Consider the following 15,121-nt stretch of genomic DNA (forward strand, 5'->3'; position numbering starts at 1 on the left):
AGCAGTGGATGGGTCGGGCCGCTTGACCGCTCGCTAGTCCGTCGGCGGGTGCGTGGAAAACACATAAATCCGCTGGGTTGCCAGACTAGTGCAGACTTCCGAGGGGCGCACCTGATTAGCGCTGTCGTCCCGCTTCAGTCGAAAGATTTGGCGATCCAGTTGCACCTGTAAATTGGTCATGGGGTCGCCCCCCGCAGACACCAGAAACTCTAGCTGCTGCACGGTTGGCCAGGCGGCAACTTGGTCAAGAATTTGGGCGATCGCCCGTTTCGCGGGATGCTCTGGCTGCTGAAACCAGTCGGGGCTAGCGGTCTGCGATTGTCCAAAACCTAGATGCACGATCAGCGACGACTGGTTAAAGAGGGCGATCGCCACCGGCCGCGCCTCTTCCTGCACCAGCAGATCGTGGGCCTTGGCCAGATAACGCAGCTTCTCCAGTCGGTCGTAGCGCTCCGTCACCGAGGGGTCGTCTTCCCAGCGAATCGCCAGCGTCAGCAGGTAGGTTTGCAGCAGCAGATGTCCCAGTTTTTCTGCTTTCGTTGCCAGATAATCAGCATTGAACGGAGTCGCCTCGATTAGCAGCGGCACCCGGCTCACCATCTCCAGCCCATACCCCTTGAGTCCGGCAATCTTGCGCGGATTGTTGGTAATCAGGCAAAACTGGCGCACACCAATGTCGTTGAGAATCTGTGCGCCCATGCCATAGTTTCGCTGGTCAGCCGGGAAACCCAACCGCTGGTTTGCCTCCACCGTGTCCAACCCCAAATCTTGCAGCGAGTAAGCCTTTAGCTTGTTAATCAGCCCAATGCCGCGCCCCTCCTGCCGCAGATACACCACCACACCCGCGCCCGCATTTTCAATCATCTTCAGCGCCGCCTGAAGCTGCATCCGACAGTCGCACCGCAGCGACCCCAGGGCATCTCCTGTAAGGCACTCAGAATGCACACGCACTAACACAGAGCGATCCTTAAACGTCTCCGGATCGCCCTTCACAATAGCCACATGCTCGGAGTTATCCAGCAAATTTCGATAGGCATAGATTTTGAAGTGCCCAAACTGGGTCGGCAGATCCGCCACTGCCTCGCGATGCACGAACCGCTCATGCTGGAGCCGATAGCTGATCAGGTCGGCAATGCTGATTAGCTTCAGCCCATGCCGCTGAGCATATTCCACCAACTCTGGCAGCCGCGCCATTGAGCCATCGGGATTTTGGATCTCGCAGATTACGCCTGCTGGGTATAGACCTGCCAGTCGCGCCAGGTCTACGCCTGCCTCGGTGTGGCCGGCCCGCTTTAGCACGCCGCCTTCTTTTGCCCGCAGGGGAAAGATATGGCCGGGTCGGCGCAGGTCGCTGGGTTTAGTCAGCGGGTTCAGGGCAATTTGAATCGTGCGGGCGCGGTCTTCGGCCGAGATGCCTGTGGTCACGCCGAGGTGGGTTGCGCCGTCAATGCTGACGGTGAAGGCGGTCTGCTCGCTTTCATCGGTGTAGCTGCTGACCATCAGCGGCAGGTCAAGTTGGTCGAGCCGTTCGCCGGTCATGGCCAGACAGATCAGCCCCCGCGCTTCCACGGCCATAAAGTTGATCATGTCGGGCGTGGCGAACTGGGCCGCGCAGACGAGATCGCCTTCGTTTTCGCGGTTTTCATCATCGACCACGACGATCATTCGACCCGCCTTGAGATCGTCCAGGGCAGACTCGATCGAGTCGAATTGAAATGCAGGAGTAGGTTGAGCGGGTGTAGTGGCGGGCGTGAGCGGTTCCACGAGAAAATTCCTGATTGAAGAGAGAAAAGAAGAGACTGAAAATGCAGCCCTCTCAATGGTTGAGCGAGGCTGAAATGTAAACTTCTCTGAAGCGATCGGCTAAGTCGATTGTATCTCTTTCGGCTAAACCATTGACAAGCACGGCGCTATGATGGGGGCGGTTCGCATTGCAGACGGGTTTATTCGCACAATTTGGTAGCTAGGCGCTAGCAGCACGAATTCAGCACGGTCGAGGCTGGCTCTGCGGGGCGGCTCGATTTCCCAAAAATCTTTTGATTTCCTAGATAGCGCAAAATAGCAGGGTGTTTTATTGTTAACCTACTGATTTATGAACTTTTGAACTGACTGAACGATTCTCGTTTTTTAGGTTAGGGCTGGGCATCACCTGATCAGGCGATGCAGGGTATCGAGGCTGATCTCTTCAGATGCATCCGTAATGTGCACCCGTCGATGAATGATGGAATGCTAAACCTGATTTTTGCAGCCGTTGAGGCTGAACCTGTTGGAGTGAAAATTGCTGAGGCTAGCGTTGTATAAGGGCAATCATCATGGGTGATTTAGAACGTATTCCCGTCGGCATTGTGGGCGCGTCGGGCTATGGCGGCATTCAACTAGTCCGGCTATTGCTAGAGCATCCCAAGCTGGAGTTGGCGTATCTGGGTGGTGAAAGCACGGCGGGTAAGCCGTTTGCAGAACTCTATCCCCATCTGGGGCACCGGGTGAATCTATCGGTGGAGTCGGTGGATGTAGAGGCGATTGGCGATCGCTGCCAGGTTGTCTTTCTCTCTTTACCAAATGGTCTCGCCTACAAGATGGCTCCGCGCCTGCTGGAAAAGGGCTGCAAGGTGCTGGACTTGTCCGCCGACTACCGGTTCAGCGATTTGCAGACCTATAAGACCTGGTATGGGGGCGATCGCGACGATTTTGCGGTTGCGACCAGGGCGGTGTACGGGCTACCGGAGCTATACCGCGATCGCATCGCTGAAGCCCAACTGATCGGCTGTCCTGGCTGCTATCCCACCGCTAGCCTGCTGGGTCTTGCGCCGCTGCTCAAGCAAGGGCTGATCATTCCCGAAACTGCCATCATCGACGCAAAATCGGGCACCTCCGGTGGCGGTCGCCAGCCCCCTAAGGTGGACATGCTGCTGGCCGAAGCTGACAGTTCCTTCCGCGCCTACAACGTCGGCGGTCGCCATCGCCACACGCCCGAAATCGAGCAGGTCTGTAGTGACCTGGCTGGGCATGAGGTACTGGTGCAGTTTACGCCGCATCTAGTGCCGATGGTGCGCGGTATTTTGGCAACAATTTACGCCACCATGCGCGATCCGGGGCTGGTGCGCGATGATTTGCACACCATCTATTCTGCGTTCTACCGCAATGCGCCGTGGGTGCGCGTGTTGCCCAGCGGCACCTATCCCCAAACCAAGTGGGCCTGCGGCACGAACCTGTGCTACATCGGCATCGAGCTAGATTCGCGCACAGGCCGCGTGATCGTCATGTCTGCCATCGACAACTTGCTGAAAGGGCAGGCGGGTCAGGCGCTCCAGTGCCTCAACCTGATGATGGGCTGGGAAGAAACGTTGGGGCTGCCGCAGTTGACGTTTTATCCATAGTCGCTATCTTTAACTTGTCGAGTCTTGTGGTCAATAAGCTGTTGGGCGATCGCCAGCGCACGCTGGCCAATCTCTGCTGGAGTGCGCGAAAGAATGACTTTTTTCTTTACAATGACTCATCAAAATAAGACTTTTGTGGTGTCGTGATCAGGGTTGGGCGATCGCCCCAATTTCATCAATCGTATCTGCCATTACGCCGAACTGGAAGTGCAAAATTCTGAGTTTACAAACTCAGCCTCCTCATCCGTTAACCAGGAACCGCTAGAAAATACAAGCCCAAATTTGGGGAGGGCGGATATAAAGTTGAACACCCTACAAAATTGGGCTTTGCAACAAAATAGTTATCAAAAATAGTTATCAAAATAGTCATTTCTGAGCAACATAACTTGATTCAACACTTAATTCAAAGACGGGTCAACGATTCCAGCCGACGACTCTGTGGGAATTTTGGACTGAATCTTCTGAGTTTTCTCAAGGTTGTGTTAGGGTAATTCAAACTCACGGCACAGAAACCATTTTCTAAGCGCCTTAACTGTCTTAACTGTCCTATCTGCTGGATGGATATTTGGACGGATACGGGGTGTTGTGAAAAATATTGTGAAATCTGTCAGGGCGATCGCCCCGTAAGATCACCCCGTAAATTTTTGAATTCGCTCTTATTTTTGACGTGATAGAAAACGCTCCCACCTGATGACTATCCTGCACCAAAACGAAACGTCCCAACAGCAAATAAACTCCTCCGTTTCAATTGCGCCCCACAGCACCAAACTGCTCAGCTTCAACACATCACGACAATCGGCTGATGCCCTCCTGCGAGGCCCAAAGCCAACAGTCAACGCTTTTGAAGTCACTCTAGAGCGGCTCAGTTCAGCCGTAAAGATGGGGCTTTATGAACCCGGCGACCAACTGCCGAGCGAACGGGAAATTGCCGATATTATGGGCGTGAGTCGGGCTACCGTCCGAGAGGCAATTCGCCTGATGACCGAGCAGGGCATTTTGGTAGCGCGTCGGGGGCGCACGGGAGGCACCTTTGTCTCCAAGCACCCGGTGCCCGAAACATTACAAAATCTGCGAACCCGCCTCAGTGCTAGAGGAACCTCCGTCGCTGGAATTTTGGATCATCGGCTAGTCGTAGAGTCGGGTGTGGTAGAACTAGCCGCTCAACGGGCGACCGACGAGCAAAAGTGGGAACTGCAAGCGCTGGTTAACGCAATGGAGCAAGCAGACAACCATGCAGAATATCGCAAGCTAGATACGCGATTTCATCTGCTGATTGCCGCAGCAACCCAGACCGATCGGCTGTCGTCGGTTGTTGCAGATATTCATGCTGAACTGTCGGATTTGCTGACGGCTGCACCCTACAGTAAGTCCCAATGTCTCCATGCTAATGATCAGCACCAGATGATCGTAGATGCAATCTGCCTGGGACGACCCGACCTCGCCCGTCTCAAGATTCAGGAGCATATTTTGGCTACTAACAGTTACTTAAATGCCCTGCTATGAAAGTTGGTTTGAGATATTTTTAGAGTAGCTTTTGCGCCTGGAAACTTTTGCTTTTGATCAGAAGTGTTGAATCCAGATAGAAAACTTTACATTTTAGCTTACAAGAGTCATACGAGTGTTTCGGGCAGCAGATCGTAGCTCCAATGAACCATTGAGCAGCGACGGCTCAGTTCCAGTTGTAAATACCGAAACTTGTCGAGCAATTCACTGCCATAGAATGCTGGAATTTCGATTAACAATAAGATTAAATACGTGATGAGCAACATATAAATCTGAATACTCACCCCATTCACATTCTTGGTGATGAGACGATCGAGCTTTAAGTGCATCTTGAGAAACTTCCATAACACCTCAATTTGCCAACGATGCCGATAGGTATCACTGATTTCTTCGTCGCTCATCTCATTGACATTAGTTGCCAGACGAAACTCGCTCCGACTCTCCAAATCACAGAACCAAACCACGCGGTAACGGTCGTGGTCAAGTTCAGTCTTCATATTGTTCTTGATTCGCACCACAAACTTTGTTTGAGTGAGACTCATTTGGTCGAGAAATTCCCAGCTTGCGAAGCCTCTATCCATGATGCCGATGCCGTTTTCGGGAATCATCGTGCTAATCGAATCGGCAAACTTTGCATCATGTCCTTGCCCAAAATGAATCAAGCATTCACTCGAATATCCTTGCTCTAAGTTGATTCCATTCAGTAATTTAACTTGGTGATATCCTTGCAGCCAAAATAGCTTGCTGGTAAGTGTAACGATGGTTGAATCAATCGGAAAAAGTCAGAAGTGTTGAATTCGGACATAAAACTTAACATGCAACTACACGAGCGTCTCCGGCACCCAGTCAAAGCTCCAGTGGACAATTGAACAGCGACGGCTCAATTCGAGTTGCAAATATCGCAGCTTATCTAACAACTGACAGCCATAAAACGCTGGAATTTCTATTAACTGCAAAACGAGATAAGCAATCAATACCATGTAAATTTGTATCGTGACTCCATTCACACTTTTCGTGATCGGTTTGTCCAACTTTAAGTGCATCTTCAAAAACTTCCATAGCACCTCGATCTGCCAACGATGACGATACACTTCGCCGACCTCCTCATTCGTCATCTGTTCTACATTAGTGGCTAGACGAAACTCGGTTTGGCTTTCGAGATCACAAAACCAAACGACCCGATACCGCTGATGGTCAAGTTCGGTCTTCATGTTGTTCTTAATTCGCACCACAAAGAGTGTCTTGGTCTGGCTTAGTTGGTCAAGAAACTCCCAACTCGCAAAGCCTCTATCCATGATGCCGACGCCGTTCTCAGGAATCATGCCTGTTACCCACTCGGCAAATCTTGCATCATGTCCTTGTCCAAAATGAATCAAGCGCTCGCTCGGATTGCCCTGAGTTAAATTCACTCCGTTCATCAATTTAACCTGATGATAACCCTGCATCCAGAATAACTTGCTGGTTAACGTAATAACGGTTGAATCAATCGGAAATAGCATTCGCGCTGTTGCTGGATTCTTCCGCTTTAGCTGCTCCATTAGTTCAGCATAGATCCGAAAAAATGCTGGTCTTGTCGTATTTTGCAAGCTTTAGAAAAGGTGGAAATGTCAACTTCAATACCCGCCTTATTCAGGCGATAGAACAAGTCCCTCATGCTCGTTAAACTCTGGTCTAAAACGAAGGTTAACCAGATTTCAAAAAATAAGCGCGAGTTCAAAACGGGATAGTCATGCGCGCAGAGTTGCTGCAATATGGATTTGACAATTTGAGGAAACGTGGCTACCATTGGACGTTATTTTTTCTTTATCTGGGGACAGAATACTGCATTCTGTCCCTTTTTTTCGTCGCTTAATCTATCTTTCAACACTTCTGGCTTTTGATGTCTTGAGCGAACTAGGATAAATCTTGAACACGAGCCATCGGCATAGCAGTGGGGTTCGTTGCTCACCGGGTCGTTTCAATACTTTTGGCGATCGCCACAAATCGCTCTCACTTTTAAGTTGTATTACCGGAATCTAGACTTTGTAACACTAGCTACGGAAGCATACTCAATAACCGCATACCTTTAGCTCTGAGGTTGAATGGAATAGATTCATACCTTTGGATGAATGTTGCATCTTTTGCTTTTGCATCCACATTCACTCAGAGCATTCAATCTATATAAACTATATAAATCGTTCCATCTATATATCTTTCATTGTTCACGGTGGCATGGTTTGCATTATTGGTTCACACCATTGATTTGCGCCGTTGCAATCTTCTTGAACAATGGCTTGAACAATGGCTTGAAAGTGACTCGACAATAGACTTGATGTGGACTTGATCTTGATATAAATGGTGATAGCGTGACGCAAGGTTTTGGGACGCAAGATTTATTGATTGGGGGCGATCGCCTCCCCGCCGAGTCAGGGCAATATACCGAACTCATCGATCCCGCCACAGGGGATGCCTGGATTAAAGTCGCCGCAGCCACAGCCGATGATGTCGATCGGGCTGTGCAGGTCGCCGATCAAGTGCGATCGCCTTGGCGTAAGGTTAATAGTCGCGATCGCACCCAACTGTTGCTGAAGTTGGCGACCCTCATCCGCGAAAATTTGGAACCGCTGGCCCAACTGGAAAGCCGCAACGTCGGCAAACCCATCCGCGATGCCCGCGACGAGGTGAACCTGGCCGCAGACTGCTTCGAGTATTACGCTGGAGCCGTGAATAAGATCAGCGGACAGACGACCCCCGTGGCAGCAGCAGGCACCCATCTGACGTTTCGGGAACCCATCGGCGTGTGTGGGCTGATTGCGCCGTGGAACTTTCCCATCGCCATCACCGCCTGGAAGGTTGCGCCTGCTCTGGCAATGGGAAATCCAGTGGTGCTAAAGCCTGCCACCCAAACGCCGCTCACAGCGCTGCGGCTAGGCGAACTGGCGCTGGAAGCAGGCATTCCGCCCGGTGTGTTTAACGTGGTTCCGGGCGCAGGATCGGTGGCGGGCGAGGCGCTGCTGCGGCATCCGCTGGTGCGAAAGATCTCCTTCACTGGCTCGACTGAAATCGGGATGCACGTCATGCGGACAGCGGCAGACGACCTCAAGCGCGTGACGCTGGAACTGGGCGGCAAGTCGGCGAATCTGGTGTTTGCCGATGCAGATCTGGATCTGGCGGTTCCCAAGGCGATGTGGAGCGTGCTGGACAATGCCGGGCAGGACTGCTGTGCGCGATCGCGCCTGTTGATTCAGCGCCCGGTTTACGACGAGTTTTTGCATCGCCTGACGCAGCAATTCCAGGCGCTCCAAATTGGCCCACCGCTCGACGAATCGACAGAAATCGGCACACTGATTTCCACCCAGCAGCGCGATCGCGTGTTGGACTATATCATGCTGGGGCAGCAGGAAGGCGCAACCCTGCTCTGCGGCGGCACAGTGCCCACCGAATCCCCGCTCGACCAGGGCGCGTACCTCACGCCTGCCCTCTTCGCCCACGCCACGCCCAATATGCGAATTGCCCAGGAAGAAATCTTTGGCCCGGTTCTCTGTGCTATGCCATTTGACACAGAAGAAGAAGCCGTGGCGATCGCCAACACCAGTCTCTACGGACTCTCTGGCTCTATCTGGACCCGCGACATCGGCCGCGCCCTCCGTGTTGCCCGCGCCATTGAAACGGGCGTTCTCTCTATCAACACGGGCCACAGCGTCCACCTAGAAGCCCCCTTCGGCGGCGTGAAGCACAGCGGCATTGGTCGCGAACTGGGACTTGCCGTGTTAGATCATTACAGTGAGTGGAAGAGTGTCTTCATTGCAGAGTAGCGGAGCGTCCGTCTCTTTTTTACTTCTCTAGCCAATACTCCCCATTCTTTAATCCTTCTATTTCGTATTCCTTTATGCATTCTTCTTCTCGTGGCCGATTGACTGTCGAAACGCTGACGCAGCTTGTTCAGGATGAACAGATTGAAACTATCCTTGCCGTGTTCCCAGACCTCTACGGACGGCTGATCGGCAAGCGGATTACGGGCGATTTTTTTGTGAACGACGTGCTGCAAGATGGCGTTCACGCCTGCGATTATTTGCTGGCCTGCGACATGGAAATGGACCCGGTTCCGGGATACCACTTCACCAGTTGGGCCAGTGGCTATGGCGACTTTCGCATGATTCCTGACCTGAGTACGCTACGAGTTGCGTCTTGGCTAGAGAAAACAGCGATCGTGCTGTGCGATGTTTACAACGAAGAAGAAGACGTGCTAGTCGAGATTGCGCCGCGCAGCCTGCTGAAGACGCAGGTAGAACGGGCCAAGTCGCTGGGCTATGTTGCCAAAGGGGCATCGGAACTGGAGCTATACGTCTTTGCCGATTCCTACGAAACCGCGCGGCAAAAGAACTATCATGACCTCCAGCCCATCGGCAGCTACATTGAGGATTATCATATCTTCCAGGGCACCAAGGAAGAGTTTCTCATTGGCGCAATCCGCAAGCATTTGGAGCGATCGGGAATTCCTGTCGAGTTCTCCAAGGGCGAATGGGGGCCGGGGCAGCAGGAGATCAACTTGCGCTATGCAGATTTTCTAGAAATGTGCGATCGCCATATTCTCTACAAGCACGCCGCCAAGGAAATTGCCTGGCAAAACAACGTCGCTGTCACGTTTATGTCTAAATGGGACGAGCGCTATGCCGGGTCGAGTATGCACCTGCACGCCAGCCTGTGGGATCAGGAAGGTAAGATCGCGCTGTTCCCCGGTGAGGAAGCCTTCGGCCCGGTGCATAGTTCGCCGCTGTTTCGCTGGTTCCTCGGCGGCTGGATGGCGCATATCCGCGAAATCTTCCCGTTCTACGCGCCCTATCCCACGTCCTACAAGCGCTATGTAGCAGGTTCCTTTGCGCCAACGGGCATTGCCTGGTCCTATGACAACCGCACAGCGGGCTTTCGCATTTTGGGACACCGCTCCTCGCTGCGGCTAGAGTGTCGCGCACCGGGAGCCGATGCCAATCCTTATCTTGCCTTTGCTGCCACCCTCGCGGCTGGACTCGACGGCATCAAAAACCAAATCGAGCCGCCGCCCATGTTTGAGGGCGATGTGTATGAGGCGCGGGATTTGCCGCAGGTGCCCCACAGCCTGAATGAGGCAATTCATGAGCTAGAGAAGAGCCAGTGGGCGCGGGACACCTTTGGCGAAGCCACGATTGACCACTATTTGCATTTCTTCAAGACCGAGCAGCGTAAATTCGACGAAGTGGTGACGAGTTGGGAACGGGCCCGCTATTTTGAACGGGCCTGATCCCCCTCTAATCCCCCGTCGATCAGCGAACGCCTAGCACCTGCTTTGCCCGGTTCAGGTATTTTTGGCGATCGGCTAGACCGTTGCGGCCGCCATTCACCACGCGGGTGACAGCAATCAGGTCGTCGCGGTCAGCGTGTTGGTTGATGTTGCGGGTTTGCCAGAACCACCCAGCGGCAGTGACAGCATACTGCGGCGACGCAACCAAATCGGGATTTGCTACAAAATCAACCCCCATTGCCCTGGAAAACTGAGCATAGTTGGAGCGACCCGTTAGCTGAATTACGCCGCGCCCCATATAGCGTGCGCCATCGCCCGGTTGCGTATTGCCCAGATTTCGCGCCAGACTCGACGGCGGCTCGTAGCGGCGCTGGGCATCTGTCGGGCCCCAGATTTCGCGCAGATAGCGGAAGCCACCGCTTTCGTGCAACACCTGCCCAAAGAAATGGGCCATTCGCAGGGGGGTGTTGATTTCAAACCGCTCGAAGGTGGCGTTGATGCCGGGGGTCATGGCAATTACGCGATCGCGCAATTGGCTAGAGCCAATGATTTGCAAAATTTGATCTGTCGTGACGAACTGCCGCTTTGCGGGGGGATAGTTGGCCTGGGTATTGGGTGGTGCGGGCTGGGGCAGTGCGTCCTCAGGTAAGATAAATAGCCGCACGTAAGGTAAGCTTCCAGCGGGGCGGGCAGGCAGATCTGAGAGCAACCGGATAAGCGTGTCGATTTCGCTATCCAGCGGGTGTAGTTCTGGCTGTTTCATCAGCAAATCCCGCAGGCGATCGCTCCCCCCATCTCGATAATGGGCCATAGTGAACGTTGTGCCGTAGATGCCGTGATAGGGATGGGCACTGGCAGGCGCGGGCGGCAACCCCGTGAGCTGACGAATCGCCCGATCTAGAAACCGATCGGCATCATGGGGCTGGGGGGGCAATTGCAGCAAAAGCTGCTCAAAGCGGCTAATTCCATAATCTCGATACGTCCTAAGTTTTGCGCTATCAAGCGTAGGCGCAGGACTAGCAGTGCTGCTGGGCGCGGAATTGGCCGCGTGATTAACCGAAGCATTAGTCATGGCGATTTTCCCTGATTCCGAAGTGGTTATGAAGCAGTGTGCGATCGCGCCTACGGGGGGAAGGCTAAACGAGCGATCGCCGGGGCAATGTCTACCGGGCAGATGCATAATGAATGACTGAGTTTAGAATGCCCAAACTCACGTCCGCAGCACAGCGACCCGCTTTGAAATCAGTCTTCATACGGCCATCCTGTGTTTAAGCGGTCAAGTCAATCTGGAAAATCCTACAGCCAACAGCAATCTGCGTGGTCAGTCCTGAATCGCAAACTCGAACCTGTGAAACGGCACTTTGAAGGGGTGGAATGGTGTGAAATGGTGTCCGGAGCGTGTTGTGCCGTCTTGCTGGATACTTCACGCTCTGGCCGTAGAATTCCAGACAAAGCCCCAACTTGTTTCCTAATCGGCAAGGAACCAGATCCAGATAAACAAACGCTCTTAAATGGACACAACTGGACTCGAACCAGTGACCCCCACGATGTCAACGTGGTGCTCTAACCAACTGAGCTATGCGTCCTAAACAGTCTACTACTATAGCAGCCTTGGGCGATCGCATCAAGCTTTTTGTCCTCAATTTTACAAAACGCTGGCTGAAATGCTTTTTCTGCCTGGGGTTCACGCTTTGCCGTCCCATTGCTGCTTCATCCGCTCGATGCGCTCTAGCAGGCTCTCGTTCGACAGGCGCGAGTTGAGCCGCTCCACCAGCAGCGGAAAAGCAAAGGGCGATGGTCGTTTAGTGGTTTGCCACACCAGAGAGAGCGATCGCACTCTATCCAGCGTTTTGGCCAGCCGATGCACCTCTAGCTGATCTGTGAGGACTTCTTGCTCTGCTTGCTTCAGCAGCAAGTTATCCGGTTCATATTTGGAAAACACTTCGTAAATCAGCGACGAACTGACCTGGAGTTGCCCTGCCGTCTTTTTGGCAGAGGGATAGCCCTTGAACACCAGCCCAGCAATCTGGGCAATGCCGCGAAACTTGCGGGCGGTGAGTTCCGATAGGTTGAGGCTGGCGCGAATGTCGGCTTCCAGATTCTCTAGACTAAAGAAGTCATCGGAAAACAACTCCTGAAAGGGATAGTCTTTGGGTGCGAGGATTTCAAATCCATAGTCATTTACCGAAATCGTAAACGTCGCCTGCTTTTGTCGCGCAAACCGATAGCCCCACAAAAAGCCCAGCCCCTCATGCACAAAGCGCCCTTCAAAGGGATAAACATAGAGATGCTGTCCTTCACGGGTCTTGCAGGTTTCAATCAGCAGTTCGTTTACGGCGGGCAGGTGGGAAATGCGCTGCTGAGCAGACAGAATGGGTTTCAAGCAGGTGAGTTCTAGATTTGTGTTTGCATCCTGGCTCTGTTCAATTTCACGTCTCAGGTGCGTACTTAATGTGTCGGATATTGCGAGATTTCCGCCGCCCCAGGTCGGAGTTACAGTAGACTTCTTGCTTGTGCCCTTGACGTAAACCACCATGTCTTTCATTTGAAAAAACTCAAGCTGCCGCCCTGCAAAAAAGAACACATCGCCCTTTTGTAGTTTGGATGCAAAGCTTTCCTCAATCGTGCCAATCTTGCGGCGATTGGTGTACTGGATCTGTACCGATTGGTTAGACGTAATCGTTCCGATACCCATCCGATGCATCCGGGAAATTTGCGGATCGATAACCCGATAGCGGTCATCCTCCAGCGTGATTTTTCTGTACCTTGGGTAGGCGCTAAGCGACTTCCCACCCTTTTCCAAAAAGTCGAGTATCCAGGTAAATTCGGCATCCGTTAAGCGTTCGTAGGATACTGTTTTGCGAATGGCGGAGAGCGTGTCGGCAGGCGTGAAACCATCCCCACAGGCCAGGGTGACTAGGTGCTGAATTAGCACGTCGTAGGGCTTATGAAGCGGGGCGGGCGTACTTCGATATCGCCCTGGGCCAGCCCATTGCGAAAGGCAGAAATTTCCAATAGCTCCAGCGAGTTGGTCGGCAGGAAGAAAATCTCGGACGTGCCTGCGGGGACGTGGGCCGATCGCCCAGCTCTTTGCAATAATCGGGCCAGGTTTTTGGCGCTGCCAATTTGCACGACGCGCTCCACGGGCTGAAAGTCTACACCCAAATCCAGCGATGAGGTGCAAACCACCCACTTGATGGCTCCAGTTTTCACGGCTGCTTCAATCGCCTCTCGCTCTTGCACGTCGATGGAGCCGTGGTGGAGTGCAATGCGGTCTGCGTGGTCGGGGCAGGGCAAAGGTGAGCGCCTGATACCACTTTTCTGCCTGGGGCGCGGGTGTTGGTAAAAAATTAGCGTGGGAGGTTTCGATATCCAGAGCATCTACAAGTTCCTGAAACATTCGCAGGCCCAAATGCCCCGCCCAGGGAAAAGTGTCTACCGAGTCGGGGCAGGATGCTGCGAATGATCGTTTGCCGCTGGAGGTTTGGTTTGAATCACCACGGGTTCGATATCTAGCCCCACGGCGACCTGGGCAGCTTCCTGAATATTGCCCAGCGTGGCCGACAGGGCCCAGGTTTGCAGCGACGGGCGCAATTGACGCAGTGCCGAAAGGCAGAGTTCGGTTTGGGTGCCCCGTTTGGAACTAAGCAACTCATGCCACTCGTCCAGAATCGCCGCCCGCAGGCTGCCAAAAAGCGTCTCTGCCCCGGCATAGGACAGCATTAGAGCAAGCGATTCTGGTGTGGTAATCAGAATCTGCGGCATATTTTTGAGCTGGCGGGCTTTGCGGCTAGCGCTGGTGTCGCCCGTGCGCGACTCGACCCGCAGATCCCAGCCCATGTCTTCGATAGGGCGGCGGATAGATTGCTCGATGTCGCGGGAGAGCGATCGCAGCGGGGTCAGGTACAGCAGTTGCAGCCCTGGCTTGGGGTCGTGCAGCATAGCGGCGATCGCCCCCATGACCGCTGCGTAGGTTTTGCCAGACCCAGTGGGCACCTGCACCAGCCCACTGCGCCCCGCCAAAAACGCCTCCCAGGTTTCCTGCTGAAACGACAATGGCTCCCAGCCTTGGTGCTGAAACCACGCGGCAACAGGCGCAAGACTGGGAGTGTTAAGTTGAGTCGTGCGGGGGGCGATCGCCTCTTCATAGGGCACAAAACGGGGCATAAAACGGGGCACAAGACGGGGCATAAAACAGGGCGTATCCTAGTTCTGCAAGTTTGCCCTCATCCCCCAGCCCCTTCTCCCAAAAAAAGGGAGAGGGGAGCCGGATTGGAAGTCCCTCTCCCGCCTTGGGAGAGGAATTTAGGGTGAGGGTTACAAAAGTGGGGTACACCCACAAGACGGGGCATAAACAGGATACTTTTTGCCCCACAACGGGGCGCTTCTGTCCATCAAGAATTGCCTCAAACCGTTTGCCGTCCTAGGATGCCTAACCCTAGATCGCCTTTGAACGGATCATAAATCACAGGCAATCTTAAGCTTTACACCGTTTGGCAAATCGCTGTGTAGCCGTTCCATGCAGTGATTTTCACGCTCTGTTGGTGTTTGGGGAGCATCCTTTGCCAACTATAACAGGCAACCGTTAGATTCTATTCCTTGCATCTTCAGTAATTACACGCGAATTCTCGCTGTAATTTTTCTATGAAGCACATAATTAACCGTGAGTTTCAGGACGCTAGGCCTCTACCGAAAGATAGATAGTCAAAATATGAGTTTAGGAGCGGTTTATACAAAATTGTCTTGTCTGTTTCTCGAAGGGTTCTATTGCAGCAAGTGCCTTCTGTAGCGTGTCTCGCTCTCTCTAAGGCTGAGTGGCTAAGTTAAAAATCTACTAACCGCTAGCCTTGCCGTAATTTTGTCTGGTTCGCTTCCTTAGAGCAGTTCCCATCACATCGAAGCGAGCAAGCCAAGCCGGTTTCCGATCAAAATACGCGCCTGCATCCCCGCCGCCTTGTTTCTCTGTCAAGGGGGTGCATCGTCG

Annotated in this window: 10 protein-coding genes, 1 tRNA gene and 1 pseudogene; 4 read left to right on the forward strand and 8 right to left on the reverse strand. The window is 53.2% G+C overall.

Translation table 11 applies throughout. The annotated features are described in order from the left end of the window. Positions 1 to 33: 33 nt before the first annotated feature. The gene (ribBA, locus tag O77CONTIG1_RS14360) at positions 34 to 1,764 is read right to left on the reverse strand and encodes a bifunctional 3,4-dihydroxy-2-butanone-4-phosphate synthase/GTP cyclohydrolase II (protein ID WP_068511697.1); all 1,731 of its coding nucleotides are present in this window, start codon (positions 1,762 to 1,764) and stop codon (positions 34 to 36) included. Positions 1,765 to 2,312: 548 nt separating this feature from the next. Here ribBA and argC point away from each other — a divergent pair. Both argC and O77CONTIG1_RS14370 read left to right on the forward strand, forming a co-directional pair. Then, positions 2,313 to 3,377 carry an N-acetyl-gamma-glutamyl-phosphate reductase gene (argC, locus tag O77CONTIG1_RS14365; protein ID WP_068511699.1) on the forward strand — a complete coding sequence of 355 codons (1,065 nt, stop codon included), beginning with the start codon at positions 2,313 to 2,315 and terminating at the stop codon, positions 3,375 to 3,377. A 690-nt stretch (positions 3,378 to 4,067) separates the two neighbouring features. Next, positions 4,068 to 4,880, forward strand: a complete 813-nt coding sequence (locus O77CONTIG1_RS14370) for a FadR/GntR family transcriptional regulator (RefSeq protein ID WP_068511703.1) — start codon at positions 4,068 to 4,070, stop codon at positions 4,878 to 4,880. Between the two features lie 107 nt (positions 4,881 to 4,987). Here O77CONTIG1_RS14370 and O77CONTIG1_RS14375 read toward each other — a convergent pair whose 3' ends face one another. After that, positions 4,988 to 5,653: a transposase gene (locus tag O77CONTIG1_RS14375; RefSeq protein ID WP_084782661.1), complete on the reverse strand. Its 666-nt coding sequence runs from the start codon at positions 5,651 to 5,653 to the stop codon at positions 4,988 to 4,990. A 48-nt stretch (positions 5,654 to 5,701) separates the two neighbouring features. Next, positions 5,702 to 6,666: pseudogene (locus tag O77CONTIG1_RS14380) on the reverse strand (transposase). Positions 6,667 to 7,225: 559 nt separating this feature from the next. Between O77CONTIG1_RS14380 and O77CONTIG1_RS14385 the strand changes: the two are divergent. Then, a complete protein-coding gene (locus O77CONTIG1_RS14385; protein ID WP_084782663.1) occupies positions 7,226 to 8,674 on the forward strand; it encodes an aldehyde dehydrogenase family protein in 1,449 nt (482 codons plus the stop codon). A gap of 74 nt (positions 8,675 to 8,748) precedes the next feature. Further along, the gene (locus O77CONTIG1_RS14390) at positions 8,749 to 10,137 is read left to right on the forward strand and encodes a glutamine synthetase family protein (RefSeq protein WP_084782664.1); all 1,389 of its coding nucleotides are present in this window, start codon (positions 8,749 to 8,751) and stop codon (positions 10,135 to 10,137) included. A gap of 22 nt (positions 10,138 to 10,159) precedes the next feature. Here the strand turns inward: O77CONTIG1_RS14390 and O77CONTIG1_RS25560 are convergent, their stop codons facing one another. The 5 genes from O77CONTIG1_RS25560 to O77CONTIG1_RS26985 form a co-directional block, all read right to left on the reverse strand. Beyond that, positions 10,160 to 11,209: a glycoside hydrolase family 19 protein gene (locus O77CONTIG1_RS25560; RefSeq protein WP_197673200.1), complete on the reverse strand. Its 1,050-nt coding sequence runs from the start codon at positions 11,207 to 11,209 to the stop codon at positions 10,160 to 10,162. A gap of 440 nt (positions 11,210 to 11,649) precedes the next feature. Beyond that, a tRNA-Val gene (locus O77CONTIG1_RS14400) sits at positions 11,650 to 11,723 on the reverse strand. Between the two features lie 98 nt (positions 11,724 to 11,821). Continuing rightward, the gene (locus O77CONTIG1_RS26975) at positions 11,822 to 13,072 is read right to left on the reverse strand and encodes a hypothetical protein (protein WP_286132327.1); all 1,251 of its coding nucleotides are present in this window, start codon (positions 13,070 to 13,072) and stop codon (positions 11,822 to 11,824) included. Then, a complete protein-coding gene (locus O77CONTIG1_RS26980; protein ID WP_286132328.1) occupies positions 13,066 to 13,434 on the reverse strand; it encodes a helicase-related protein in 369 nt (122 codons plus the stop codon). Before O77CONTIG1_RS26980 ends, O77CONTIG1_RS26975 begins: the two co-directional genes overlap by 7 nt. Before the next feature lie 138 nt (positions 13,435 to 13,572). Then, the gene (locus O77CONTIG1_RS26985; protein ID WP_286132329.1) at positions 13,573 to 14,304 is read right to left on the reverse strand and encodes a DEAD/DEAH box helicase; all 732 of its coding nucleotides are present in this window, start codon (positions 14,302 to 14,304) and stop codon (positions 13,573 to 13,575) included. Between the last annotated feature and the right edge of the window lie 817 nt (positions 14,305 to 15,121).

Origin of the sequence: Leptolyngbya sp. O-77 (genome assembly GCF_001548395.1) — a bacterium.
Classification (GTDB): domain Bacteria; phylum Cyanobacteriota; class Cyanobacteriia; order Elainellales; family Elainellaceae; genus Thermoleptolyngbya.